The organism is Caballeronia udeis (genome assembly GCF_001544555.2).
GTDB classification, from domain to species: domain Bacteria; phylum Pseudomonadota; class Gammaproteobacteria; order Burkholderiales; family Burkholderiaceae; genus Caballeronia; species Caballeronia udeis.
On sequence record NZ_FCOK02000039.1, the window covers coordinates 1 to 25,013 of the forward strand.

24 protein-coding genes are annotated in these 25,013 nt (G+C 59.3%); 18 read left to right on the plus strand and 6 right to left on the minus strand.

From position 1 onward, the window contains the following. Positions 1–221: 221 nt before the first annotated feature. Positions 222–1,040: a MipA/OmpV family protein gene (locus AWB69_RS24905; protein ID WP_231937221.1), complete on the minus strand. Its 819-nt coding sequence runs from the start codon at positions 1,038–1,040 to the stop codon at positions 222–224. A gap of 512 nt (positions 1,041–1,552) precedes the next feature. Between AWB69_RS24905 and AWB69_RS24910 the strand changes: the two genes are divergently transcribed. Next, positions 1,553–2,197, plus strand: coding sequence for a TetR/AcrR family transcriptional regulator (locus AWB69_RS24910; protein WP_062089494.1), 645 nt, complete (start codon positions 1,553–1,555; stop codon positions 2,195–2,197). 9 nt (positions 2,198–2,206) lie between these two features. Here the strand turns inward: AWB69_RS24910 and AWB69_RS24915 are convergent, their stop codons facing one another. Beyond that, positions 2,207–3,151, minus strand: coding sequence for an SDR family NAD(P)-dependent oxidoreductase (locus tag AWB69_RS24915; RefSeq protein ID WP_063977895.1), 945 nt, complete (start codon positions 3,149–3,151; stop codon positions 2,207–2,209). A 71-nt stretch (positions 3,152–3,222) separates the two neighbouring features. Between AWB69_RS24915 and AWB69_RS24920 the strand changes: the two genes are divergently transcribed. Then, positions 3,223–3,663 carry a MerR family transcriptional regulator gene (locus AWB69_RS24920; RefSeq protein WP_062089557.1) on the plus strand — a complete coding sequence of 147 codons (441 nt, stop codon included), beginning with the start codon at positions 3,223–3,225 and terminating at the stop codon, positions 3,661–3,663. A 242-nt stretch (positions 3,664–3,905) separates the two neighbouring features. Here the strand turns inward: AWB69_RS24920 and AWB69_RS24925 are convergent, their stop codons facing one another. Beyond that, complete coding sequence (locus AWB69_RS24925) at positions 3,906–4,859, minus strand: IS5 family transposase (RefSeq protein WP_062089495.1); 954 nt, start codon at positions 4,857–4,859, stop codon at positions 3,906–3,908. Beyond that, on the minus strand, positions 4,856–5,458 hold the full coding sequence (locus AWB69_RS49565; protein ID WP_231937222.1) for a LysR substrate-binding domain-containing protein: 603 nt from the start codon (positions 5,456–5,458) through the stop codon (positions 4,856–4,858). Before AWB69_RS49565 ends, AWB69_RS24925 begins: the two co-directional genes overlap by 4 nt. Before the next feature lie 51 nt (positions 5,459–5,509). Here AWB69_RS49565 and AWB69_RS49570 point away from each other — a divergent pair, with 51 nt between their 5' ends. From AWB69_RS49570 to AWB69_RS24940, 5 genes are all read left to right on the plus strand, one after another. Continuing rightward, positions 5,510–5,719 carry an SDR family oxidoreductase gene (locus AWB69_RS49570; protein ID WP_269447491.1) on the plus strand — a complete coding sequence of 70 codons (210 nt, stop codon included), beginning with the start codon at positions 5,510–5,512 and terminating at the stop codon, positions 5,717–5,719. A 93-nt stretch (positions 5,720–5,812) separates the two neighbouring features. Next, positions 5,813–5,932 carry an ATP-binding protein gene (locus AWB69_RS46005; RefSeq protein ID WP_269447492.1) on the plus strand — a complete coding sequence of 40 codons (120 nt, stop codon included), beginning with the start codon at positions 5,813–5,815 and terminating at the stop codon, positions 5,930–5,932. A gap of 153 nt (positions 5,933–6,085) precedes the next feature. After that, the gene (locus tag AWB69_RS47940; RefSeq protein ID WP_197500313.1) at positions 6,086–6,259 is read left to right on the plus strand and encodes a hypothetical protein; all 174 of its coding nucleotides are present in this window, start codon (positions 6,086–6,088) and stop codon (positions 6,257–6,259) included. Beyond that, positions 6,256–7,188, plus strand: a complete 933-nt coding sequence (locus tag AWB69_RS24935) for an acetamidase/formamidase family protein (RefSeq protein WP_062089496.1) — start codon at positions 6,256–6,258, stop codon at positions 7,186–7,188. The genes AWB69_RS47940 and AWB69_RS24935 overlap by 4 nt, the downstream gene beginning before the upstream one ends. 72 nt (positions 7,189–7,260) lie before the next feature. Continuing rightward, on the plus strand, positions 7,261–8,025 hold the full coding sequence (locus tag AWB69_RS24940) for an SDR family NAD(P)-dependent oxidoreductase (protein WP_062089497.1): 765 nt from the start codon (positions 7,261–7,263) through the stop codon (positions 8,023–8,025). A 22-nt stretch (positions 8,026–8,047) separates the two neighbouring features. Here the strand turns inward: AWB69_RS24940 and AWB69_RS24945 are convergent, their stop codons facing one another. After that, positions 8,048–10,420 (minus strand): acetamidase/formamidase family protein, encoded by a 2,373-nt coding sequence (locus AWB69_RS24945; RefSeq protein WP_062089498.1) that lies wholly within the window; start codon positions 10,418–10,420, stop codon positions 8,048–8,050. A gap of 333 nt (positions 10,421–10,753) precedes the next feature. Between AWB69_RS24945 and AWB69_RS24950 the strand changes: the two genes are divergently transcribed. The 11 genes from AWB69_RS24950 (at position 10,754) to AWB69_RS25000 (ending at position 23,978) form a co-directional block, all read left to right on the plus strand. Beyond that, the gene (locus AWB69_RS24950; RefSeq protein ID WP_062089499.1) at positions 10,754–11,995 is read left to right on the plus strand and encodes an acetamidase/formamidase family protein; all 1,242 of its coding nucleotides are present in this window, start codon (positions 10,754–10,756) and stop codon (positions 11,993–11,995) included. A 208-nt stretch (positions 11,996–12,203) separates the two neighbouring features. Further along, positions 12,204–12,896, plus strand: a complete 693-nt coding sequence (locus AWB69_RS24955) for a cyclase family protein (protein ID WP_062089500.1) — start codon at positions 12,204–12,206, stop codon at positions 12,894–12,896. Between the two features lie 67 nt (positions 12,897–12,963). Continuing rightward, positions 12,964–13,818, plus strand: a complete 855-nt coding sequence (locus AWB69_RS24960; protein WP_062089501.1) for a transporter substrate-binding domain-containing protein — start codon at positions 12,964–12,966, stop codon at positions 13,816–13,818. Between the two features lie 183 nt (positions 13,819–14,001). Next, positions 14,002–15,897, plus strand: a complete 1,896-nt coding sequence (locus AWB69_RS50390; protein ID WP_062089502.1) for an amino acid ABC transporter permease/ATP-binding protein — start codon at positions 14,002–14,004, stop codon at positions 15,895–15,897. 436 nt (positions 15,898–16,333) lie between these two features. Continuing rightward, on the plus strand, positions 16,334–18,505 hold the full coding sequence (locus AWB69_RS24970) for a TonB-dependent receptor (RefSeq protein WP_062089503.1): 2,172 nt from the start codon (positions 16,334–16,336) through the stop codon (positions 18,503–18,505). A 15-nt stretch (positions 18,506–18,520) separates the two neighbouring features. Then, positions 18,521–19,216, plus strand: coding sequence for a MotA/TolQ/ExbB proton channel family protein (locus AWB69_RS24975; RefSeq protein WP_062089504.1), 696 nt, complete (start codon positions 18,521–18,523; stop codon positions 19,214–19,216). A gap of 2 nt (positions 19,217–19,218) precedes the next feature. Further along, positions 19,219–19,617, plus strand: a complete 399-nt coding sequence (locus AWB69_RS24980; RefSeq protein WP_062089505.1) for an ExbD/TolR family protein — start codon at positions 19,219–19,221, stop codon at positions 19,615–19,617. Position 19,618: 1 nt separating this feature from the next. Then, positions 19,619–20,335: a TonB family protein gene (locus AWB69_RS47945; protein ID WP_062089506.1), complete on the plus strand. Its 717-nt coding sequence runs from the start codon at positions 19,619–19,621 to the stop codon at positions 20,333–20,335. Next, on the plus strand, positions 20,332–21,891 hold the full coding sequence (locus AWB69_RS24990) for an alkaline phosphatase family protein (RefSeq protein ID WP_082913570.1): 1,560 nt from the start codon (positions 20,332–20,334) through the stop codon (positions 21,889–21,891). The genes AWB69_RS47945 and AWB69_RS24990 overlap by 4 nt, the downstream gene beginning before the upstream one ends. After that, complete coding sequence (locus AWB69_RS24995; protein WP_062089508.1) at positions 21,881–22,603, plus strand: response regulator transcription factor; 723 nt, start codon at positions 21,881–21,883, stop codon at positions 22,601–22,603. The genes AWB69_RS24990 and AWB69_RS24995 overlap by 11 nt, the downstream gene beginning before the upstream one ends. Next, positions 22,572–23,978 (plus strand): sensor histidine kinase, encoded by a 1,407-nt coding sequence (locus AWB69_RS25000; RefSeq protein WP_062089509.1) that lies wholly within the window; start codon positions 22,572–22,574, stop codon positions 23,976–23,978. The genes AWB69_RS24995 and AWB69_RS25000 overlap by 32 nt, the downstream gene beginning before the upstream one ends. Positions 23,979–24,229: 251 nt before the next feature. Here AWB69_RS25000 and AWB69_RS25005 read toward each other — a convergent pair whose 3' ends face one another. Beyond that, a complete protein-coding gene (locus tag AWB69_RS25005; protein WP_082913571.1) occupies positions 24,230–24,799 on the minus strand; it encodes a cytochrome b in 570 nt (189 codons plus the stop codon). Between the last annotated feature and the right edge of the window lie 214 nt (positions 24,800–25,013).

Sequence of the window (25,013 nt, forward strand, 5' to 3'; positions counted from 1 at the left end):
GCGCCGCACCAGCGCTTCTTTTCTTTCTGCTGAGTAGGTTTTCATTCACTCTGATTTTACCGCCCCCGGACCATGTCTATAAGAATCAGATAACACGACAAGTAGTCTGACGCCGGGGGCTATTCAATAACCCACGACCGTTGAATTCCAGCAAAGCGAAATCAATCGAAAGCTGGCGCGTCATTGGTGTCAGCCCAACATGACGCAATGATTTTCAGTCCTTACTTAAATTGATATAGATATCCGAGCCTCGCTTCGGGAATCGTGGTTTTTCCAACAATCGGGCTATCCTTAATGCCACTGCCCAAGCGGGAGACACCTACGTCGAAACTGACTATTTGATGCTGCGTCAACCGGTAGTCGATACGCGTGCCGACGGATACATCATAGGTCGCTTTGCCGGTGTACTCATTTCGCCCTGCCCGGGTCTCCGAGGGGCGTACGCCATAGTAATAGTCAACGTATTTTCGACTGAGCCACTCCGCACCAACGTGCGGTTCGATGGAGAACTTGCCATACTCGAAGGCATGACTGAAATCCAGGCTTGCCCTTTGTCCTTTATTTCCACTGGTCAGGAAATCACCCGACAACGTGCCTATACCTGTTTTCCATTCGAGCGCGGGTCCGTACCATAAAGCCCCCTTTCTATTCTGCATCCCGTTCAAGGCAGTTGCGTCGGAGCCTTTATAGCCGTCATCGATCGCATAGGTTCCGCGCAAGCTAAATAGGACACTGCTCCAGTTTCCAATTTTCAGATCGAGCGTGGTCCCGGCAAAGTGCACCCACTTGTCGTCAAAATACACAATGGGTATAGGGCTGAACTGGGCGCCGTCCCCTCGATAGGGTGACTGTTGAACACTAGCGCCTACGCCCAGCCCCCACTTCGTTACGTTTGTGGCGTTACTTAACAACGTGAACCCCGTGTCATCGCCACTGAAGGGCACAGCGTTGGGTTCCTCTGCCTGCACAAACGACGAATGCAGGACAACGGCCGCTATAACTGCCTGCGAGCGATGCCCGCGCATGAAGAATTTTATCACTGTCGATCCAATGAATTGTTGGGAAGGCGAGCACTTATAGGGCGTGCATCGACCGCGGCCTCTCGCTGAGCAAGCCGTCAGGCGCGGACCACATGGTGAAACAATCTTTTCAGTGTCAAGATGAAATGTAGGGTATATATCTGTACGGTGTCAAGATGCTTTGTAAAATTACGTCGATGGAAGTTGGCGAGACGGGATCCTCCTTTTTGAGTCTGATCTCGTTGTCTCCAACTGAGGTGCAGCGTCATGCAGGGTCAGCAACGCTTGAACTTCAACAGCTTGCCGATCCGCGCATCCAAAGCGTCAATGGCGATCGCCTGCTTGTTAGACAGTCGGTCTCGGCCCCATAATTGGGGTACGTTTCGAATGGCAAATGCGTGCGACAGCTGGTCCACGATTGGCCGCGTAAAGAGGGGCGAGGGGCCGAGCGAACGGAAAGCCGCCGTTGAAAAGAATGGCGGACTACAGTCGTCATAGCAGGCAGTGATGCTGCATAGTTCAGAGGAGTGAAAGTGAAAGTGGCTTCGCCCAACCGGGCCGAATCAAAAGATCAAAAAGATCAGTATCACCATGGTGATTTGAAAAACGCTCTCATTGAGGCGGCAGAGGGGTTGCTCGAAGAAAAGGGGGCGAAAGAATTCTCTTTGCGCGAATGCGCTCGACGCGTCGGCGTGACGCCAACTGCCGTTGCTCACCACTTTGGAAACGCCTCGGGCTTGGTGACTGCTGTGGCTGCAGTGAGCTTCGCCGAGTTCGCAAAGCTGTTGCGAGCTGCACTGAAACGATCAGTGCACAACGATTCCGATAGCCTCGAGGCCATATGCGAAGCCTACCTAAGATTCGCCGAACGTAAGCCAGCTCGCTACAGAGTCATGTTCAGTGACGGCATCAGGGACAGGTCGAACGCTGACTACAATGCGGCATGGCTGGATGCCTTCGAAATTCTCTTGAATACTGTGAAAGTCCGCCTTGGAAATGTCGAGACCGAAGACGCCTGGGCTCGAGCGTTGTCCATTTGGAGCGCATTACATGGATTCGCCACGCTCGAGAATGCCCGAAAGTTGGACTTCTTGAAGGCGCCATTGCGAAGCGAGACCGACGCAGATCTACGGAGGAAATTTCTAAAAAGCCTGTTGACGCCGGAGCGATCACAATAGCCTGTTTGTCTAACGCCGCTTTCGGTAGGCAGAAAGCGGCCGAACGCGCGTAATCTGTACACCAACGCGCTGCGCCAGCCCTTTTTCATGCAATGACAGGTTCTCCAAAAACGAGAGATCGGCCCCGTCGCGGTCGGTCGACGTGGTGATGTGTTCCCATTGCGAGGCCGCTTTATCGCGGGCCGCCTCGACCATGCGAACAGCGAACAGCGCATCGCTTCCAAGAATCAAATGATTTGGAAGGGCGTCCATGCGAGACAGATCAAAGATGACCTTTGCGTATTTGGTCAGATCACCTATCTCGTTGCCCGCCAGTCGTTGCGTCATTGCAAGAAGGTGTCCGACGCTCGGTTCATACTCCGGCATTAGTTTTGGGGCGCTTTTCGACGCGAGCGTGGCCCAATTGGTTGGCATGCTCCCCGGTTCGACGGCGACGATTTTTACGCCAAAGCCAGCCACCTCTTTCGCCACTGATTCCGTGAAGCCACCGACCGCGAACTTGGCAGCATGGTAGGCGCTCATGCCTGGTGCGCCAAGCCGGCCAGCTCCCGAGGAGATGTTGATGACGTATCCAGAGCGCTGCTTGCGCATGATGGGAAGGGCGGCACGGGTCAAATTGACGACGCCGTAGAAGTTCGTATCCATCTGCGCTTTGAAGTCGTCTTCCTGCATCTGTTCGAATGGCGCGACAGACCCAAACCCGGCGTTGTTGACGAGAACGTCGAGACCGCCAAATGTATCGACTGCGACTTTAACGGCGGCTTGCGCAGCGGCCCCGTTGGTTACATCGAGCGTTGCTACCGCGATTTTGTCGCCGTATTTCTCCTGGAGGTCGGCGAGCAGATCAGCTCTGCGCGCCGTTGCCACAAGGCGGTCGCCGTTATCAAGAACTGCCTCGGCAATACTTCTTCCGAGACCGTTTGCACTTCCCGTTATCAGCCATGTCTTCGTCATTTCTGTTTCCTCTTTAGATGCGGAGGCTTAGACTTTAAGTGTGGACCATACTCCATGGTCAAGGGGGCAAGATGCTGATTTCAGACTTTGCGGGGGCCACGGGGCTAAGCCGCGATACGGTGCGCTTTTACGTGCGTCTCGGTCTTCTGAGGCCCGGGACAAGCGACAAGGGTGGCCGCCATCCTTACCAGTTCTTTACGGCCGAGGACGTTCAGACCGCGGAGGTCATTCGGGTGGGGCAGTCCCTTGGTCTGTCGCTAAAGGAGATAGCCGCGCTCGACACCGAGCGCCGCGAAAGTGGCATCACGGGTGCGCGTCTTATCGAGATTTTGAGCGGACAGCTCGCCAGCCTGGAAGCGAAGGCGACGGAGTTGGAGAAGATGACCCGCTTTGTCCGCGCCAAAATCGATTGGCTGGCTGCTGGCGGAAAGGGACCACATCCAAATTTCGGACAATGTGGGTGCGATGTTCAGATCGGGGTATCCGCGAGATCCAACGACTCGTTCGCGTGAGATCTGAAGACCGAGGCCTACGGTAATGTTCGCCCGGCTTGCCGCGTTCAATTTCCTTGGGCGCTTCCAACTGACTCGTGATTACTTAGGGAAGGTCTGAACAACTCGTTTTCAGGGTAACTGTTGACCACATTCGAAATTGGTGGATCTCCGAAGGGCATTTTTGCGTTGCGAGCCGGATGAAAACGAACCAAAAATTGAGCTTTATGTTTATGGATCGCCGCTCTTGCGGCGTCTACCACTCACATTTTCAACAGCTTGCGACGCGCCATCCAGAGATTGGACAACGCAAACAGCGTTGTCAGTTGCGCCGTGTTTTTCTTCAGACCACGGTAGCGCGCTTTCGCGAAGCCAAACTGCAGTTTGATTACCCGAAACGGATGTTCTACCTTGGCGCGCACGCTTGCTTTAAGGTATTCAATTTTGTTGACGATGCGATCAAGCGCGTCGTCTTTGTCCAGCGCCGCGCGCTTGCCCGGGCACATCGCGACCATCCATTGCACTGCCTTTGCGCTGGTACGTTTTTGTATCCCACGATAGCCCGCATCGCCGTACACAACAGTTTCCTCGCCGTGCAGCAACGCGTCCGCTTTGACAATGTCATGTACATTCGCGGCCGTTCCTTCAACGGTGTGCACCAGCCCGGATTCGGCGTCCACGCCGATATGCGCCTTCATCCCGAAGTACCACTGATTGCCTTTCTTCGTCGAGCTCATCTCAGGATCGCGCTCACCGCTCGCGTTCTTGGTCGAACTGGGCGCGGCGATCAGCGTCGCATCAACGACCGTACCTGCTTTGAGCAACAGGCCCTTGCTGCTAAGCACCGCATTGACCGCTGCAAGCATCTGGGCTGCAAGCGCGTGCTTCTCAAGCAGATGCCTGAATCGCAAGATCGTGCTCTCGTCAGGCAGACGCATGTTCCAGTTATCCAGTGCAGCAAACTCCCGAAACAGCGGCACGTCATGCAACGCTTCTTCCATCGCAGGATCGCTCAAGGTGAACCACTGCTGCATGAAGTGGATCCGCAGCATCGTCTCCACGGGAAACGGCGGGCGCCCTCGCTTACCTTCGGGTGCATGCGGCGCCACCAGCGCCACCAGTTCGGTCCACGGAACCACGCGGTTCATCTCGTCGAGGAACTCTCGCTTACGCGTTCGTTTGGTCGTCAAATCCAATCCCAGATTAGCTTGTTTCATTCCACAATCGTCGCAGCCGATCGTTTATTTGGCAACCCAATCCTGCACGATTTATGCAGACCTTCCTTAGCTCCCGGACCGAATCGCGCAATCACGAAATCAACGAAACTCGCGAGCTTGGCCGTCAGCTTGCGTTCCGGCAGATAGACAAGATGCACGGGAATGATTGGCGCCGGGGAGTCGGCAAGCAGCTGGATCAGCCTTCCGGCTGCAATATCCTGCTCCACCATCAACTCCGGCTGGAGAATGATGCCCAGACCGGCAAGGGCGGCTTCACGCAGGGCCATGCCGCCGCCGCTGATATCGAGGCGCCCTGGTACACGCACGGTCTCTTCCGAGCCGTCGGCGAGGGTGAAGCGCCAGTCGCGTTCCGGGCCACGGGCAAATCCGGTCGCGAGACAGTGGTGTCTTTCCAGATCCTTTGGCGTTGCCGGGGTTCCGTATCGTGAAAGATACGCGGGAGACGCGCAGACAATGAGCGGAGAGGGCGCCAGCGGTCGCGCGATCAGACTCGAATCCCGCAGTGCGCCGACGCGGATCGCCACTTCGAAACTCTCATCGGCGAGATCGACGAACCGGTCGGTCAGCGACAGCTCCACCTGAACGTCAGGGTTGGACTCGAGGTAGTCGCTTATTACAGGCGCGAGCTTATTGTCAGCCCGGGTCTGGTACTCACGCCGCTGTGGTCAAACGTCCCGGAGAGCGATCGTGAAGCGATGTACCTGCACGCCGGTTCGAGGCTACCGGTCGGGCGTGCCGGCGAGGCTCACGACATCGCCCAGACGTACGTTTATCTGATGAACAACGAGTTCGTCACCGGGCAGACCGTCGTGATCGACGGCGGCGGTGTTTTAGTCTGAAGGGCATTTCCGGATTCAGGCGGCGCATCGTGTTGTGGTCGGCGTCGGTGCGGCGCTTAATGCACAGTATTACTGATCATCAAAAACACCTCGATACAGGTTCGGGACGAGGGTCGCGGAATCAGGCAGGACCACCACCCATTTCTGTTCACGCGATTCTGGCGTGCCCCAGAAGCCAGCCACGATGGCGCGGGCCTGGGGCTGGCCAACTAACCCGGTTACCCAAGGTCTTTAACGCTTCCCTGTGCGCTGTACGACAAGATTTCGTTCGCGTCCGAGCAAATGCCGCATTTATTGAGTTCATATGATGGTGCGAGCGAGACACATACCGGGCATATGCCTGGTTAAGGATAGCCTTCCATCCACTTGAAAGCCGCGGCTGCCGTCGACGACGACCAGATCAACCTGATGCGCATCCCCGGCGTCACCGAGTGCCAGGTCTTCACGAAGCTCGTCATCCCCGCGTCGCTGCGAGACATCTTCGCGGGCCTGAAGCTGACCGTCGATCCCGCCCGCTTACCGGAACCCGTGAAACCATGAACATTGCGTCCACGCGCCATCAGGTCATCAGCAAGCAGCAACTGAAATACGCGCTTGCCGCGACCGACAGCTTTATCGCCGAAGTCGTGCCCGGCGAAACCTTCGAGGTTGAGACGGAACTGAACATCGGCGGCCATCTGATCACGCATCTCCACGAGAAGCTCGATGAAACGAAGGTGACTCTGCCGTTCGTCAATCCCGCTACGGGGCCGGTGCGGCTGAAGGGCGCGAAGCCTGGCGACATGGTGGTGATCGACGTGCTTGAAGTCGGTGTGCATGGGCTGGGTTATACGGCGCTCTGGCCCGGCATTGGCATCTTTCCAGACTGGGTGCGCAAGAAGGAGTTCGGCATCCAGAACCGCAACGTCGTGGTGGAGGACGGCGTCGTGCACTGGAGCGATACGCTCAAGCTCGAAGCCCGGCCGATGGTCGGCGTTATCGGAGTCGCGCCGGTCGCGGGGGGCACGCTTACGATCGACAACGGCGTGCACGGTGGCAACCTGGACATCCAGGAGGTGACGAACGGCAACCGCATCATGTTCCCCGTTTTTCATGAAGGCGCGTACCTCTATTTCGGCGACGTGCACGCCTTGCAGGGCGATGCGGAATGCAACGGCATGGGCGCTATCGAAATTCGCGGCCATCTGACGCTGAAGGTCGACCTCGTGCCGGCACCCAGACACATGACGTGGCCGCGCATCGAAACGCCGACGCACATCTGCACCGTCGGCTGCGCCCGTCCGCTTGACGACGCCTTGCGCATCGCCTTCGAGGAAATGATTTACTGGCTCGAGGAAGAATACCGTATTCCGGCGTCGGAAGCCTATATGTTGCTGGGACAGATCGCCGAGGCGCGCTGCACGCAGATGGTCAACCCAAAGTTCACGTACGTCTGCAAGGTGGCGAAGAAATACCTTCCGAAGAGGTGAGCCGGTGCAGACGGTGGTGGCGTCGCGAGGCGGTGACCGCGATGAGGCATCTTGTATCCGAGGACAACAACCATGGATTTGCAACTAAAGGGTTTGAAGGCGATCGTCACCGGCGGCACCAAGGGTATTGGCCTCGCGATCGCACGGACGCTTGCAAGCGAGGGCGCGGATGTCGCGATTTGCGCGCGAGATGCAGCGGTAGTCGAAGCGGCGGCGATCGAGCTAAAAGAACTCAGCAGGGGCCGTGCGCTGGGCGCGGCAATCGACGTGGCCGATGGCGCCGTCTTGAAGGCGTGGGTCGCAAGCGTCGGGACGCAGTGGGGTGGTCTTGATATCGTAGTCGCGAACGTGAGTGCGCTTGCGATCGGCAACGATATCGAATCGTGGCGCAAGGAATTCGAAACAGACCTGCTCGGCACGGTGAATCTTGTCGATGCAGCGCTGCCGTTTCTTGAGTCGAGCAAGGCTGGGTCCATCGTCGCGATATCGAGTGTCTCCGGACGCGAAATAGACTTTGCGGCCGGACCCTACGGCACCTTTAAAGCGGCGCTTGTTCACTACGTGCAGGGCCTCGCCTGTCAATTGGCGTCCCGGGGTATCCGGGCCAATACGGTGTCTCCCGGCAACGTGTACTTCGAGGGCGGCGTATGGGACTGGATTGAGCACAACAACCCGAAGCTCTACGCCGAGGCGCTCGCGTTGAACCCGACCGGACGCATGGCGAATCCTCAGGAGATCGCCAACGCGGTGGCTTTCGTGGTGAGCCCTGCCGCGAGCTTCGTCAGCGGGACGAATCTTGTTGTCGATGGTGCGCTCACGCGGGGTGTACAACTTTGAACTGGTGGTGAGCCGGCTGGCTTCACGCAGTGAAAAGCGCCTTGCGGATGATGGCGTGGACGCCCCAGTTGCCATCCACCACTTGGGTCACGCCAAAATCCACGGCCACCGACATCAGCGAGATCGCTTCATCCTCGGACAAGCCCTTAGTCGACATGAGGAAGCGCCGCGTCTTGATGAAAGCGTCGCGCATGGCCTGGTCGAGCGTCGATTTCTGGTAGACCTCGCTCTGCGCATTCGCTCCGAATTCAGCAAGATAGTTCGGATGACTGAATCCGTGCAACACCCATTCTTCGTCGGTCTCGACGAGCGGATAGGTGAGATCGGCGAACGGCTGATCGGTCAGCGACTTCTTCTTGTGCAGCACGAGTTCGAAGTCACCGGTCAGCGAGCATTCTATTGCCGTGCCGCACAGCTCTGAGTCGCCCTGTGACGCATGCGGATCGCCAATCGAAAGCAGTGCGCCCGGCACGCCCACCGGCAGATAGACGCTCGCACCGCGTGCGACCCGCCAATTGTCCAGGTTGCCGCCGAACGCCGAGGGTGGAATCGAATCGATCAGGCCGTCCTGCTGCGGCGCCACCGCGATGACGCCGAAATGCGGTCGTACCGGAATGCTTACGTTCTTGAGGATGTCGTGATTCTCGACCACCGTCGAGTGATCGACCGGCACGCCGGGATAGTCGATGGTCGGATGGATCACACCGAAGGGATCTCGCTGCGGCGTCCAGCGATAGTTGTAGACCGCGCGCGCGTAAGCGGTGACGCTGTCTGGCGGCGGTTCTGCATCGATCTCGTAGATGGTGACGACTTCGCGGGGCTTCGGTTCGGTCAGAAGCTCGCGATAGTGAAAGCCCCACCACGCGGCTGCGTTGCTGCCGAAGGCGCGGCCATGGAATTTTGGGCTGGCGCAACGCCGTGCGTAAATATCGATAATGCGCACTTCGAGCACGTCGCCGGGCTCCGCGTGGCGAACGGCGATCGGGCCCGTGCAAATATGCACGCCGAAGCCTTCACCCGCGCCGCGGCCAAAGATCGATGCATCCATCGGACCCGCGCCTCGCCGGTTCACGTTCTTGCGCTCGGCCGTCCAGTGGAAAACGCTTTCCGCGCCAGGGTCACCCGCGATCATGCGCTCCCAATCGTCGGATGCGTGCTGCGTCAATGTCTCGATGGTGACCGTGTCACCGCTGTCCACTTCAAGCACCGGTTTCAGGTCATGGCTGAAATAGCCCCAGTGCACGGTGTTCGCCGTCGCGCGCAACAGGTGATGGCGAGGTTTATCGCGCGGAGCGGGCGCTGCAATCTTGACCGGGTCGATACAGGGATCATCGAGTGCAACGAGCGCATCCGCGTCCGCCTCTGCGTGCCCTTGTTTCGCATGCAGGAGCAGACCGGTCGCGTTGACCGGCAAACCGCGCGAGATGCGACGCACGAGATGGCGTGCGATCTCGAGACTCGCTTCGTGACGGAACGTACGCGGAGACGCGCCGTAACGTTCGCGAAAGACACGGCTGAAATGCGCGGGATCGTTAAAGCCCCAGCGAAAGCAAATATCGGAGACGGAAACCTTTTCGTACAGCGGATCGACGAGTTCTGCACGGCAGCGTTCGAGCCTGCGCGAACGAAGGTAGGTAGAGAAACTTTGCCCCGCGGTTTCGAACAGCTTTTGCACGTATCGTGGCGACACGCGCTCTTCTTTTGCGAGCGTGCCAACGCCCAGTTCGGGATCGCCGAGGTTCGCTTCTACGGACCGGCACATGCGCGAAAAAATTGCCGCCTGCGATGGCGTAAGCCCACCGAACGAACCTTTGTGCTCATGCCCCGCGAGGCTCGCCACGAGGAACTCGGCAAGCGCCAGTTCCAACGGACGCAGCTCGCCGGCGGAGAGCGTCTCGACACTCTCCGCTACCGACACGAGAAAACCGGAGAAGACATGACCGATACCGGCATCGCCCGACAGACATGCTGCGCGCAATGAAAACGGCGACAGGAGGCGGGCGTTGATCGCGGCCCGTGGAACTCGCACCATGAACAGGCGAAAGTTCGTGGCAAACACGAGCGACGCCACTTCCTGTGACGACGCATAGACGATGTCGCGCACGGCCACACGTTCGCGCAGGCCATCGGTCACGAGCGTCGCGTCGCCATCGAGATGCAGGACAATCATGAGGCTATCGGTGTTATCGGCCTTGAGGTCGAGCGTCTGCGGCACGGAAGCAAGCGACGTGAGCTCGAAGCCGCCCGCCGATGTCTGAGACGTCAACGTGCCGTGCAGCCTGTGCCCGGAAGCGCCGGGCCTGCCGCACCAGCCAAGGCGGTCGAGCACGGCGGTCCATGCGCGCACCCGTTCCACCTCGGGATATGACTCGGTAGTAAAGCGCGACACGTCCAAACAAGGCTCCCCAAAGAAACGCGGCAGAACGGTGAATGCGAAGCAACCTTCGCGCCATGGACGTTATGGGCGTGTTGCGTCCGGTTCCACTCCTGCGCTTGCCGTAGCGCAGTGCATGCATGCGCCGTTGCGGCGCATGCATGCACGATGAAGCACTTTGCGTGTGCCACTTTTCTGCGGTTCTTTAACCGGTACTGTCCGGTCCCCAACCGTTGGCGTGCACGCCCATACCAGCAGTTGTGCGCGGCCAGACAAGTCCTGCCGATATCGTTCGCGTACGCTTTGGCGTGTGCCTTGGCACCGAATCCGCACGTCGCTTCCCGAGGGTCGAACATGAAGCATCACATCCTTCCCGTGTCGCCTGCCACCGTGCATTGGGGATATTTCAGCAAGCACGTTGCGCCAAGCCTCACGCTGCAGTCCGGCGATCGGGCCACCATCGAGACGCTGACCCATCATGCGAACGACGACCATGAGCGCATGATCGCCGGCGACCCCGGTGCCGAGAGCGTGTTCCATTGGACTCGCGAACACAAGGCGGTGTCGCGCCGCGGCGCAGGCCCGACGGAGGGCCCCTTCAGGCTTGGCTCGGGCGAGGGGATCGGCGTGCACCTGCTAACCGGCCCCGTGGTAATAGAAGGCGCCGAGGCCGGCGATATCCTGGAGGTTCGCATCCTGGACGTTCGCCCCCGGCCGAGTTGCCACGCTTGTCATGCAGGCCGCTGCTTCGGCTCGAACGTGGCCGCTTCCTGGGGCTTCCAGTACCACGACCTGATCGAAGAACCGAAGCCCCGGGAAGTCGTCACTATCTTCGAGCTCGATACCTCCGGTGAGCCCTTCGCGAGCGCTGTTTACAACTACGTCTGGACGCCGCAAACCGATCCGGACGGCATCGTCCATTCGACGATCGACTATCCCGGCGTGCGGGTGGACCAAACGCTCGTGCGGCGGCGAGGGAACATTCTTCCCAACATCAAGGTGCCGGCGCGGCTGCATTTCGGAACGATGGGACTGGCGCCTTCGGAGTCGGACTATGTCAGCTCCACCCCGCCGAGCTATACCGGCGGCAACATCGACGACTGGCGCGTGGGCAAGGGTGCAACGATGTACTACCCGGTCGCCGTCGAGGGCGCCTTCTTCTCCGTGGGTGATCCGCATGCGGCGCAAGGCGATAGCGAACTTGGCGGCACCGCGATCGAGACCTCGCTCACCGGCGATTTCGAATTCATCCTCCATAAAAAGGATCAACTTGACGGGACGATTCTGGAAGGATTGACTCATCCCATGCTCGAAACGGAGCACCAATGGTCCGTGTACGGGTTCACTTTTCCCAACTACCTGGCCGAACTCGGGCCCAACGCCCAGGTCGAGGTTGCGCAACACGCCAGCCTCGACAAGGCCATGCGCGACGCTTTCCGGAAGTTGCGCCGTTTCCTCATGACCGTGCATCGCTTGAGTGAGGATGAAGCGATTGCGCTGATGTCGGTCTCGGCGGACTTTGGTGTGACTCAGGTTGTGGACGCCAACTGGGGCGTGCACGGCTCGATTCGAAAGAGTGTTTTCACCGGAACGTGAAGGTATCCTTAGCGTAAGAGGATTGTTTGAGTGCCTATCCACCCGCGCTTTGGTATGGCTACAGAAAGCAACGGCCGCGGCCGCAACGAAAATAGGCAAGAGATCATTCGTGCTGATCCAAGTCGTTTTTTTGACCCGATCGTATCTTGAGACATCGACGTCACCTTTGTTGTGCCGACCCTAAACGATGGAATGGGAGAACTAGCTAATGTTCCAGAATCCGATCAAGGAAGTAATCGATCTAAGTCACGAAGTCTCCGAGAACATGGAAAATATTTCGGGGTGGACGACCGCCTTTCCGATGATGGATACGATCGCCAAGACGAAGCAACTGAGCGGCGGAAAGGTGGGTTACGCAGCCCGAATGATTCTTATCTCGGAGCACACCGGCACACACATCGATGCGCCTCGCCATTTCGTCGAAGACGGAATGGACGTAGCGTCCATTCCCGTCGAGCAGTTGTGCCTGCCGGGCCACCTCCTGGACCTCACTCACCGCAAGGTCGGCGAGGCGATCACGGTCGAGGATTTCGAGGAGGCCGAGAAAGTGTCGGGGAAGGCGGTAGGCCCGGGTAGCGCGCTTATCTGCTGGACCGGTGTCGACAAGGTGTGGGGCCAAAAGAATATGAATCGTATCCGGCCGCATATTCCGGCGGAATCGGCGCAATGGATGGTAGAAAAAAAGGTCACGCTGTTCGCTACGGACCTCATCGGGATGGACCATCCGGACGAGTGGCATGACCCGACACATCTTGCGTGGCTCGAGAACAATATCTGCATGGTTCAGCAACTCTGCAGTCTCGAGAGGCTTGTTCACAAGGATTTTCTTTTTTGCGCGTTCCCGATCAAGACGATCGGGGGAACCGGTTGTCCGGTGCGAGCGGTTGCGCTGGTCATCTGAGTTGGTCATTCCGACATGTGTAAAAGGGCCGGTGGCCCGCGCCGCCTATGGACAGGGAGAGATAGCCATGATCCGCACGAGCTTTGCTTTATTGATAGTTTTGTTCCTCGCTACGGCGGGCATTGCCCATGCGCAGGATGCCAAATGCGAACCGGCCAGACTTAAGGAGAAGTATCCCAGCCTCGTCGGCAAGACGGTCAAGGTTGCTTTGGATGGCCTGCAGCGGCCGTTCACCTACCGCGATCCTCAAAATCCCGACAAGATCATCGGCGTCGATATCGACCTGGCCAAAGCGACGTTCGATTGCATCGGCGTGCCCTGGACGCAGAGCGTCGGCGTGTGGGCGGGGCTGATTACTTCGGTGACCGAGGGACGCAATGACGTCATGTGGGACACGCTGAACTACACGCCGGCCCGCGCGAAGCAGGTGAACTATGCGTTGTATCTTTCCGCTGCTACCGGCTTCATCGTGCATGCGGGCAATCCCAAGCATGTTGACAGCCTCGATTCCATCTGTGGCCTGAATGCGGCGGCCGGCCTTGGGACGGTTGAAGAGGCGGCGTTCCACGACCTGGGCAAGAAGTGCGTCAGCATGGGAAAACCTGACATTAATCTGGTCACCTACACTGATCTCAATGCCGGGCTGCGTCAGGTGGCGAGTGGCCGCGTGGACGTCATCATGACCGATCTTGCCATGTCGAACATTCTTGTCGCCGACCAGCCGCAGAACTTCGCGCTCGCATTCAGCATCCTGAGCGGCTTTCACGTCGGCGTCGCCGTGAACAAGGGCGAGACCGAACTGCTCCAGGCTATTGCCGAGGCGTTGAAGGTCGTTCAGGCGAGCGGCCAGCAAAAAGCAATATTGGCCAAGTACAAGGTCGATCCGTCGCTCCAATATCCTGTCGAGATCAAGACGGAATAGCGGAAGTGATGGCGATCCGTTACGCGCCGTGCCGAGGCGGCTGGAAGGCCGCTTTCCGGCTAAGTCGTGAGGACAGACCCGCCAATGAATGACTGCTCGCGCGCCCGGCGAAGTACCGGCAGGTTGAATGGAGCCTATCGGACCCGTTTCCTTAAAAGGCCGGCGAGAAGGAATATTTTCTAAATGGCATACCGATCCGTTGCTCGAGCACATGCAGGAACGAAAGCGCCCTTCATCGCACTGCTGGACAGGTTGCTGGATCTGCTTCATGCCAGCGTGCGGTTCCTGAAACGAAGCGATCCGAAGCGGACTTTACTGATAGGAGGATTGCTCGCACTGTCGCTGACAACGGCCTTCGCGGCGAACGATCTGGTGGGCGGGCAGGGAGGAAACTTCGGAAGCGGTGGTTGCATAGTAGGGTGCCCGGACGCTGCATCGACACCTAAGGCAACGCCCAAAGCGGTACCCGCGCCGGTACCTCCAACTGCCACTTCAGCCGCGACCCGATCGATGATCACCGTATCGGCGATCCAGGCATCAGTCGGTTATCTCTTCGATCCGTTCCTAGCGAAAGGGGCGCTCCTCGCCATCGAAATAGCCGCTCTCGCAATGGTCGGCGGCGCGATCCTTGGCCTGATCCTCGCCTTGATGCGGCTGTCGAGTGTCCGGGCGATCAGTGGGCCGGCGTGGTTCTACATCTGGTTCATGCGTGGGACGCCGGTCATATTGCAGATCATCTTCATGTATGACGCGTTGCCCGTGGTGGGCATCGAGCTGGATAGTTTCACCACTGCGGTCGTCGGATTCATGCTGAACGAGGCCGCCTTCAGCGCCGAGATCATCCGCGGCGGCATTCTCTCCGTGGACCGCAAGCAGAGTCTTGCCGCGGCATCCTTCGGCATGGGGCCGCTCCTGACGCTTCGACGCATCATCCTGCCTCAGGCGATGCGGGCCATCCTGCCGGCTATGGCCAATCAAGGCATTTCCATGATCAAGGGCACGTCGATCGCGTCGGTGATCTTCGTGAACGAACTCACTTTCCGGGCAGAGCAGATTGTCGGCCAGAATTTCAAGTTCTTCACAGTCTTCGCCGCTGCCGGCGTCCTCTATCTGGTAATGACGAGCGCCGTCGCCGTGGCGCAATACTATCTCGAGCGTGCCTTCAATCCAGAGACGGAACGCAAGCAGCGCTCCGCGTTGCCGGCGCTTGTCGAAAGCACGGACAGGCCGCCCGCTCCACCGGGCAGGAGCCTCCTATGGGTCGATGCTGTTCGGACCGCCGGTACCCCGGCGCCGGTCTCCGACGATCCCTTCGTCGTCTGCTACAACGTCCAGAAATCCTACGGGCAGAAGGAGATACTTCGAGGCATCGACCTGGTGATCAAGCGCGGTGAAGTCGTGGTCTTGATGGGGCCGAGCGGTTCCGGCAAGAGCACGCTGCTGCGCCTGGTTAACCACCTGGAACCGCTGGACTGGGGGCAGATAACCGTCGACGGTAAATATGTCGGTTATGAGAAGCAGGTTGGCGGCGGCCTGCGCCCGACCCGCAATCTTGCGAAAGCACGGGCCAACGCCCGTATCGGGATGGTGTTCCAGCATTTCAACCTGTTTGACCATCTCACCGCGCTGGAAAACATCGTCGAGGCGCCCGTTCATGTCTATGGGGAACCGATGGCAAAAGCGCATGCGCTGGGCCTCGATTTGTTGAGCGCGGTTGGATTGGCGGCTCACGCGGATCATCTGCCTCATCGTCTATCCGGAGGCCAGCAGCAGCGTGTGGCGATAGCTCGCGCGCTCGCCATTTCGCCTCGCCTTATGCTGTTCGATGAACCGACCTCCGCGCTCGATCCCGAGCTGGTGGGTGAGGTGCTGGCCGTTATTCGCACGCTCGCCAAGGCCGGCATGACAATGATGGTGGTCACGCATGAGGTGCGGTTCGCGCGTGAGGTGGCGGATCGCGTGATCTTCATGGATGAAGGACAGGTGATCGAGGAGGGCCCGCCGAATGAAGTGCTCGATCATCCGAAGCATGAGCGAACGCAGCGATTCCTGAGAATGGTTGAAACGCGAACCGAATGAACGTTGCTACGAAAATATCTTGGCGTGCGATCTCCGCGCTATGGCGCGGAGGAAGTCAAGTGTGTAGTCAGAGTTAATCTAGTCGGATTGATTAAAAGATACGGAGTGCTATTAAAAATTAATATGAAAATTCGCACTATGTATCGGCTAAGCATTGATAGGTGATTTCAATCTGAAGCATGCCGTGTGCGGGTTGGTTAGCGGCTGTGAGGAAACCAGATGCGCCTGATCGATTGTTCAGGTCGTCCGGCGTCTGGCAGGGAGTTTCGGCAGGTCATCTCATAGCAAAACTACTTGCGCGACGGGCCTGTTATGCATTCGTAATGCAATGCTTAAGTTCGTAAGATAGCCATCACTACCGGTTAATGTGCTGTCTCTAAGATGCGCCTTGTCAACTTCCATCCAGACGGAAATTTAAAACAAGGACGCGTCAAAAATGCAACGGGTACGTTCACGGTTTCGCCAGAAACCACTCGCGCATATTGTTCTCGCATCGCTGTGCGCAACTGCTGCTCAGGTATCTCATGCACAGGCAACGGGGGATCTTGGTTCGGTACAAAGCACCGCCACTTCCAACTCGTCCAGCGGCGGTTCTACACCGGCCAACCCGCAGTCGGCGCCGGCACAGGCGCCCACGCAAGGCTCGCTGACAGCGGACGAACCGCAATCGATCATCAGCCGTCACTATATCCAGAACAGCACCGCACCCACGGCAAACTATAGCGATATCGTCCAGATCGCACCGAGCGTGAACAGCGTCAACCCGAACGGCGCGGGCCTGATGGAGTCACAGGGCTTGTCGATTCGCGGCTTCCAGGACGGCCAGTTCAACGTGACATTCGACGGCATTCCGTTCGGCGATTCCAACGACTTCACGCACCATTCGACGTCGTTTTTTACGTCGCAGAATATTGGCGGCATTAACGTCGACCGTGGCCCGGGTGACGCATCGCAGATCGGCTTCGCGACCTTCGGCGGCACGATTGCCATCCAGTCGCGAGAGCCGTCCATGACCCCGTCGGTTTCCCTTCTGGGTTCGTACGGCAGCTTCGACACCTGGCTCACGGGCGCGGAATTCAATACGGGTGACATGCAGCAGTGGGGCGATGCGCGCGCCATGGTCGGCTACACCCATACCAGCAGCGACGGTTACCTGACCAATGCTTCGCAACGCCGCGACAACGTCTTTTTCAAGCTGGAGAAGCCCATCGGCGACGACACCCTCGTCACCGTGTACGCGAACTACAACCGCATTCACCAAAACGTCTCGCTAGGTGCGACCGCGGCGCAGATTCATCAGTTCGGCCCGAACTTCGGACTTAGCAACGATCCAACCAGTCAGTCCTATTCGGGCTACAACTTCGATCGGATCAATACGGACATGGAATACATCGATGTCCAGACCCGTATTGCCGAGTGGAAGATCGAGAACAAGCTCTACACCTACGGGTATTACCACGACGGTTTCAACGGCTTGGACCCGAATGGCGAGACCCCGAACGGCACCAGCTTCGGTCCGAATGACGTGCCGGGGCAGCAGATTGCCAACAACTACCGGGCGTTCGGCGACATCGCGACGGCGGAACGCAAGATCGGTCCGGGTACGTTGCAGTTTGGCGGGTGGCTCACGCATCAGTCGAACTTCCGCGACAACATGAACGTGGACGACTCGCTGAATTTTGCGCTCCAGACGCTTAATTTCACGATGAACGACACGTTGCTCACATTCGAACCCTACGTACAGTACGCGTGGGAGTTGCCCTTCGGACTGACACTGACGCCGGGCCTCAAATACGTGTCGTTCAATCGCAGTATCGACGCGCCCGTGGACCAGGGCAGCGGCGTGCCGGTGAACTTCAGCCATACCTGGACGAAGGTGCTTCCATCGGTGACGCTGCACGAGCAGATCAACTCGAACTGGAGCGCTTACGCACAGTTCGCGCAGGGCTTTCTCGCGCCGAACCTGAACATTTTCTTTGTCACGAATCCGGCGGGATCGAGCCAGCCCAGCCCTGAGCAGACCAACAACTATCAGATCGGCACGACCTATAAAAGCGAGCGGCTGACCGTATCCGCCGACCTGTACTACATCGACTTCCTCAACGCGATTACGAGCCAGACGGTGGGCGGTAACACCACGTTCTCGAACGCCGGCGGCGCGGTGTACAAGGGCTTTGAATCGGAAGCGACGTTCTACGCCGGACTTGGCTTCAGCCTGTACGGCAACCTGACCTTCAACTCAGCCAAGCAAAAGAGCACCGGCGACTGGATGCCGGATGCACCGCAAAGCACCGCGGCATTGGGCCTGCTTTACGAGCGCGGGCCGCTGAACGGGTCACTGATCACCAAGTTCGTGGGGCACCAGTTTGGTTCCACGGGCGACCAGCAACCTATCGGCGGTTTTACGGTGACGAACTTCGCGACCTCCTACACGATCAAGAACCTGGCGCCGTGGCTGCACAACACGCGCATCGGCCTTGAAGTCGACAACATCTTCAACCGTACCAGCATCAACGCGCTTGCCGGCTTCACCGCTGCCGACAATACGCCGCTGTACTGGACGATTCCGGGCCGCGCGATTATCGGCACCGTATCGACCGACTTTTAAAAGGAGTTTGCCTGCATGACTTTCAACACGCTGCTTAACCTGGCCAACCATTCCGGAGGCGTTCTCTATGTCATCGCGGCGATGCTGTTTGTCGCGTTGACGATCATCATCGAACGCTCCTGGTTCCTGCACCGCGTTTCGGGCTGTGGGAGCGCCGCGCTCCAGCAGATCGACCGTCTCGATCAGCTCGACACATCGACGCTCGCCACGTTCGCCGAGAAATATCGGGGCCTGCCGATCGGGCGGATCTTCTCGACGGCCGCACGCCTTCATGGTTCCCGAACGCGGGAAGAACTCGACGCGAGTTTCGAGGAAGTAATCATGCGTGAAGCGCCGCGCATCGACCGCTTGCTGTGGGTTCTCGATACCATCGTCACGCTCGCGCCGCTGCTTGGCCTGTTCGGCACGATCGTGGGAATGTTCAATGCATTCCAGGTGCTGTCCGACCCGGGCAACGCACCCACGCAGGTAACGGGCGGTGTGGCCGAAGCGTTGATCGCCACTGCGTCTGGGTTGTTTGTCGCGATGATCGGCCTGGTGTTTTTCAACGGTCTGCACAACCGTGTGCGCGCGGTCGTGCATCAGCTTGAAACGCTGAAGGCTGCACTCGTCAACCGGCTGGCGAGCGGATCGCACGAACATTCGAAGGAACTGAGGGAAGGGGCAGGGCCGCGCGCGGTGATTGGGAAACTTGCCTCGCAAGGGGCCTGACAATGAACTACTTCGAAGCGAAAAAGGCCCGGATCGAGATCATCCCGATGATCGACATCATGTTCTTCCTGCTGGTGTTCTTCATCATGATTACGCTGCACATGATTCCCAACGCCGGCCTGAGGACCCAGTTGCCGTCGAGTGCGAGCGCCCTCGCTTTGCCGCCGCCCAAGGTGATGGTCACGTTGTCCACCGACGGCAGCATGTCGGTCGATGGCCATGCGCTGACGCCGGCCGGGTTGACCGCGATGTTGTCGGCGCGGCCGAATGCGTCGCATACGGTAGTGACGATCGCCGGATCGAAGGCGGCACAGATCCAGGATCTCGTCACCGTGATGGATGCGTGCCGTGCAGCGGGTGTCTCGCAGATCGCGCTTGCCGCGCAACCCGCGGCGAAGTGATATGGCGACTCCCTCTGCTGCCGGCTTCGTGCCGGAACGACGACGTTTCTATCCGGCGGCAGCGCTCGCGCTGCTCGCCGAAGCGCTACTGCTGGGCGGCGGGTATCTGATGCTTGCGCACAAGCCGGCGCCGCCGGTCGTACCGCCTGTGACCATGCTGTCGATCGCGCCCGCGCCAGAACCTGTGCCCGTGCCCGTGCCCGTGCCCGTGCCGTTGCCCGTTCTCAAGCCGCAGCCCGTTGCCCGTCCTGTTACTCCTGTGCATCAAGTGACGCATGTTGCCCGGCCACGTCCGGTGCCGGCCGCCGCGCCACCCACGCCGACCCCGGTACCGGAGCCCGCAACGCCGTCTGCAGCGCCTACCGACACGCGCCCGGCACCTGCCCCGCAGCCGCCTCCTGCGATGCCCGCAGCGGCGCCTGCAGCGCCCAATCCGAGCTTCGAGAACGCCATGCGGGCCGCGATCCAGGCCGCGCTTCACTACCCGGAGTCGGCACGCATGGCCGGCATGGCGGGCCGCACGCGAGTGGGCTTCCGGTATCGCGACGGCAGCGTATCGGACGTAACGCTCATCACGTCGAGCGGCAGTGGAATGCTGGATCGCGCGGCGCTTGCGGCCGTGAGGGATGCGGCCTATCCGAAACCCGACCCCGCCCAGATGGGCAAAACCCTGGAAGAACAGCTCTGGGTAACCTTCAATCTAGACGCCAACGAATGAAACAAATACTCTCCGTTATTGCAGCCTTGCTGAGCTTGTCCACGGCCGCCGCAACCGCAGCCACGCCCGCGGCGTCGCTGCCGCCTGACGCGCCCGTGCGCCACGTCCTGCTGATCAGTGTCGACGGTCTGCACACCGGCGATCTCGCGCATTTCATCGATGCCCATCCGGACAGCACGCTCGCGAGCCTTCTGAAGCAGGGCGTCGACTACACCAACGCTCATACTGTCGCTCCCGCCGATTCGTTTCCTGGCCTGATGGCTCTGGTAACCGGTGGCACGCCCGCCGTGACCGGCGTCTATTACGACGACTCGTACGACCGGGCGCTGGCTGCGCCAGGCGGCGATTGCAGCCGGCTCGGCACCCGCGTTCGCTACGACGAATCACTCGATCTGGCCGCCGCTGACGGGCATGACATTATCGATCCTGCCAAGCTGCCTCGCGATCCTGCACACGGTTGCGTGCCGGTTTATCCCCACAGTTACCTGCGCGTCAACACGATCTTCGAAGCGGTGCATGCGGCCGGGGGTTATACCGCCTGGACCGACAAACATCCGACCTACGAACTGGTCCAGGGTCCTTCGGGGCACGGTGTCGACGACCTGTTCCTGCCGGAGATCGGCGCGAACTACGAAGGGCTCACCAACGTCGCAGCCAAGGAGATCACCGGTTCGCTTCCGCGGACCGAGGACTATGACGATATGAAAGGGCGGGTGATCGTCAACGAAATCGACGGCCTGACGCACGACGGGAAAAAGCATTCAGTCATACCGAACGTTTTCGGCCTGAATCTGCAGGCGGTCAATGTCGCGCAAAAAATCTACGGATACAAGAATGCGGATGGCGATCTGACAGCGGGGCTGGATCGCGCGATCGGACATACCGACCAGTTGATCGGGCGCTTCGTGAGCGAGCTTGAACGGCAAGGCTTGCGTGACGATACCTTGATCATCGTGACAGCCAAGCACGGCAATGGCCCCATCGATACCAGCCTGCTCAACAAGATCGACGAGCGCCGGCTCGAAAGCGTGATCGACAAGGCCGCGCCGGGTGCGCTCGCCCAGTTGACCACGGACTATGGCGCGTTGATCTGGCTGAATGACACCTCGGCTACCCCCGCGGTGAGCGCTGCGTTGAGGGCGAATGCGAACGCGCTCGGTATCGCCGATGTCGTGAGCGGCGAGCGCCTGGCGCTGCGGTTTCCCTCGCCATCGCGAGACAGCCGTACACCGGATATTGTTGTCGTGTCTCGCAACGGTGTCATATTTACGCCACCTGGCGATGGCAAACTAGCTGAACATGGGGGATTCCATGACGACGACACGCGCGTTGCCTTGCTCGTGTCTAGTCCGCGTCTTGCCGCGCAGGGCCAGCAAGTGACCTATCCTGTGTCGACCACGCAGGTCGCGCCGACCATCCTCGCCGCGCTTGGCTTACCGGTGACTGCACTTCAGGCGGTCGCGCAAGAAGGCACGCCGGTGCTGCCGGACGGGAACTGGAATCCGCTTCGGCAAGTCGCGCAGGCTCAACCTGGAACACAATCGCTTGGCAAGTGAACAGGCCGTCGTCCGCTCGATCGGACGGAAGTACCGCATTCTGGTTGTCGAAGACGACCAGAATGCGGCGCTGGAAGTCAGGGCAGCGCTCGAAGACTATGGTTTCGACGTCGAATGCGTGTCGTCCGGACATGATGGCTTGTTGCGCGCGATCGACGGCGAGTTCGACGTCGTGGTGCTCGACCGCATGCTGCCTGACATAGACGGTCTGTCGATTCTTTCGACGCTGCGCAACATCGGCAAACAGACCCCGGTGCTGATCCTGAGCGCGCTCGCAGCAGTCGATGAGCGCGTGCGGGGCTTGCGTGCCGGAGGCGACGATTACGTCACCAAGCCATTCGATAGTCTCGAACTGACCGCGCGCCTTAACGTCCTGCTGCGTCGCCAATCGTCGGCGGCGGCACCGTCTATTCTGAGTGTCGGCGATCTGACGCTCGACACCAGCATGCACCGGGCGCAACGCGCTGGCCAGGCACTCGATCTGAAGCCGCGTGAATACAGTCTGCTTGAATTCATGATGCGGCATGCCGGTCAGGTCGTCACTCGCACCCTCTTGTTCGAGTCGGTCTGGAACTACCACTTCAACGCGCAGACCAACGTGATCGACATGCATATCGGCCATCTGCGCCGGAAGGTCAGCCTCAACGGGCGCATGTCGGCGATGATTCATACGGTACGTAATGTCGGCTATATTCTCCAGCCCGCCGAGTAGGCGTGCCGCGCGCCTGAATCCGGGCAGCATTGGCTGGCTGATGCTGGTATTCGTCAGCTCGGCGATAGCGCTGTTCGCATTGCTTTACTGGCTCACCAGCGGTTACCTGCTTCACCAGGTCGATGAACGCCTTAACGGAGAGGTGGCGGAGTTTCAATCGATCGGCCGCGACGAAGCCATTGCAACTATCAGCGCACTGAGCCGGCGCGACGTGGCGAGCAGCCGGCCCTATGGCCTCTTTGACGAGAACGGCAAGCGGCTCGCGGGTAACGTCGATACCCTCCCGGCGCAGAAAGACGGTACGCCGTTCGATTACGCGCAGGCGACCCTCGAGGGACGCGGCCGGGTGACAAGCCAATATCGCGGCATCATCGTGCCCACAAAAAGCGGTCTGAAAATTGTCGTGGGGCATTCGATCGACGAAATCATCGTGTTCGACCGGACGCTGGTGACAACGCTATGCACTGGCCTCGCGCTGACGATCCTGCTTGCGGTCGGCTGCGGCGCCGCGCTGAACAGGATGTCGAACCGGCGCATCCGCGCCATCAGCGAGACGAGCCGTGAAATCATGGCAGGCCAACTGGACCGGCGCTTGCCTACGCGTCATACGAACCACGATCTTGACCGGCTTGCCGGGATCGTCAACACGATGCTCGATGAAATAGAGCGGCTCGTGAGCGAGGTCCGCGGTGTGTGCGCCGGCATCGCGCACGATCTGCGTACGCCGATGACCAGTCTGCGCGGCGGGCTGGAGCGGGTGCGCCGCCGTTCGACTGCGGTCGACGACTACGCCGACGCAATCGACACGGCAATCGAACAGTCGGACGCCGTGCTCAATCGCTTTACGGCCCTACTGAGAATTGCGGAAATCGAGGCCGGCGGACGGCGCGCGAGTTTTGGTTCGATCTCGCTTGATACCGTGCTGCGCGACGTGGTTGAGCTTTACGAACCGCTTGCCGAGCATCGCGGCTTGTCGATGATGGTGCATGCGCCTGCACCTGTCGAGGTCATCGGCGACATCGACTTGTTGTTCGGCGCAATCGAGAACCTGCTCGACAATGCGCTGAAGTTTACGCCGAGGGGAGGGCAAGTAACGCTCGAGGTTTGGAACGACAATGGTTTTGCCGCGCTGCAGGTTACCGACACCGGGCCGGGTATTGATGTGGGCGAGCGCAAAGCAGTGCTTCGGCCGTTTTACCGGAGTGCGGGTGCGCAAGCGGATACGACGACGGGGCACGGCCTTGGCCTGAGTCTTGTTGCTGCAATTGCCCGTATGCATGGGGCCGACTTCGAGATCGGGGACAACCAGCCGGGTTGCAAGATGCTGTTGCGTTTTAGAGGGCGTAGTTATGTTGGCGAGCAGGTGACGCATTAGAGGCGGCCGGCGTCCTTCGATCGCGTCCGCGTTTTTGTTCGAGCTACAGTCCACTATTGGCATGCGAGGTATCGCTGGAAAGGCATGAGGCGTGGCCCCTGGATGGCCTCAACGGCGTCCAGGTAGCCCGATCAGCCCGAAGGGCAGCGGCGGTGCCCACGCCTCGCCTTGGTTACTTATCGCCCTACGCGCCCCCCAGGTTCGGCGTTCCACGCCACTATCAGACGGGTGAAGGTGCTTCTGGTTCTCAATCATCTCCGTCGCGGCAACATCCGTCGCAGCGTGTCATCCTTTATGATGAAATGATGAAATAAGGCAGCTGAGATGTGCAGCCCGACAGCCACGAGCAATACCCATGCAAATACCTGGTGCATGTCGCCCATTTCATGTCCAAGAACCGAACCTGTGGGTGAGAGCGGCGGCAGCGGTACCAAGCCGAACAGAGAGACCTGCCATCCCCGCGACGACGCGTTTGCCCATCCCATCAGCGGGAACGCGACTAGTAACGCATATAAAAGCCAATGGGTCGCGCGTGCAACAGCCTGAAGCAAGGGCGGGAGAGCGCTTGGTTCTGGGGGCGTTGGGTGGGTCAGCCGCCATGCCAATCGAATCAGAACGACCAAGACGATCAGCGACCCAATCGAAACATGCAAACTGATCAATCCAATTGGCTTGGTATCTTTATGCACATCCGGCATCAACCATCCAATGGTGAACTGGATAATGAGCAGCAAGACCGTGATCCAGTGGAAGAGCTTTACCGGAGCACTAAAGCTCAGGCGATTGCGGGGTGCATTGTGAGTTTTCAGATAAAAGTCCATGTGATCGCGTACAGCCGAAGGGCAGATTCATTTTCGTACCGTGACTTTGCCGACCTCGACTTAGACGAAACATAGGTAACCGATGGTTCCCGGGCCTTCGCGCCTTGTGCCTTGTGTACTGGCGCCCAATCCTCAATACCGCGGCACCAATTGAGTCGTACCTCTGTCAAATCGGAGCAGAGTCTTGTTTGTCTTGGAAAATCACAATGAAATG

What these genes read in the sequence shown, in the direction of transcription:
- AWB69_RS24935 (WP_062089496.1), top strand. Translation starts at nt 6,256, where the DNA reads ATGAACATTGCGTCCACGCGCCATCAGGTCATCAGCAAGCAGCAACTG.
- AWB69_RS47945 (WP_062089506.1), top strand. Translation starts at nt 19,619, where the DNA reads ATGGCGACTCCCTCTGCTGCCGGCTTCGTGCCGGAACGACGACGTTTC.
- AWB69_RS24980 (WP_062089505.1), top strand. Translation starts at nt 19,219, where the DNA reads ATGAACTACTTCGAAGCGAAAAAGGCCCGGATCGAGATCATCCCGATG.
- AWB69_RS24975 (WP_062089504.1), top strand. Translation starts at nt 18,521, where the DNA reads ATGACTTTCAACACGCTGCTTAACCTGGCCAACCATTCCGGAGGCGTT.
- AWB69_RS25005 (WP_082913571.1), bottom strand. Translation starts at nt 24,799, where the DNA reads ATGGACTTTTATCTGAAAACTCACAATGCACCCCGCAATCGCCTGAGC.
- AWB69_RS24950 (WP_062089499.1), top strand. Translation starts at nt 10,754, where the DNA reads ATGAAGCATCACATCCTTCCCGTGTCGCCTGCCACCGTGCATTGGGGA.
- AWB69_RS24960 (WP_062089501.1), top strand. Translation starts at nt 12,964, where the DNA reads ATGATCCGCACGAGCTTTGCTTTATTGATAGTTTTGTTCCTCGCTACG.
- AWB69_RS25000 (WP_062089509.1), top strand. Translation starts at nt 22,572, where the DNA reads ATGTCGGCTATATTCTCCAGCCCGCCGAGTAGGCGTGCCGCGCGCCTG.
- AWB69_RS50390 (WP_062089502.1), top strand. Translation starts at nt 14,002, where the DNA reads ATGGCATACCGATCCGTTGCTCGAGCACATGCAGGAACGAAAGCGCCC.
- AWB69_RS24925 (WP_062089495.1), bottom strand. Translation starts at nt 4,859, where the DNA reads ATGAAACAAGCTAATCTGGGATTGGATTTGACGACCAAACGAACGCGT.
- AWB69_RS24970 (WP_062089503.1), top strand. Translation starts at nt 16,334, where the DNA reads ATGCAACGGGTACGTTCACGGTTTCGCCAGAAACCACTCGCGCATATT.
- AWB69_RS24990 (WP_082913570.1), top strand. Translation starts at nt 20,332, where the DNA reads ATGAAACAAATACTCTCCGTTATTGCAGCCTTGCTGAGCTTGTCCACG.
- AWB69_RS24940 (WP_062089497.1), top strand. Translation starts at nt 7,261, where the DNA reads ATGGATTTGCAACTAAAGGGTTTGAAGGCGATCGTCACCGGCGGCACC.
- AWB69_RS24955 (WP_062089500.1), top strand. Translation starts at nt 12,204, where the DNA reads ATGTTCCAGAATCCGATCAAGGAAGTAATCGATCTAAGTCACGAAGTC.
- AWB69_RS24915 (WP_063977895.1), bottom strand. Translation starts at nt 3,151, where the DNA reads ATGACGAAGACATGGCTGATAACGGGAAGTGCAAACGGTCTCGGAAGA.
- AWB69_RS24920 (WP_062089557.1), top strand. Translation starts at nt 3,223, where the DNA reads ATGCTGATTTCAGACTTTGCGGGGGCCACGGGGCTAAGCCGCGATACG.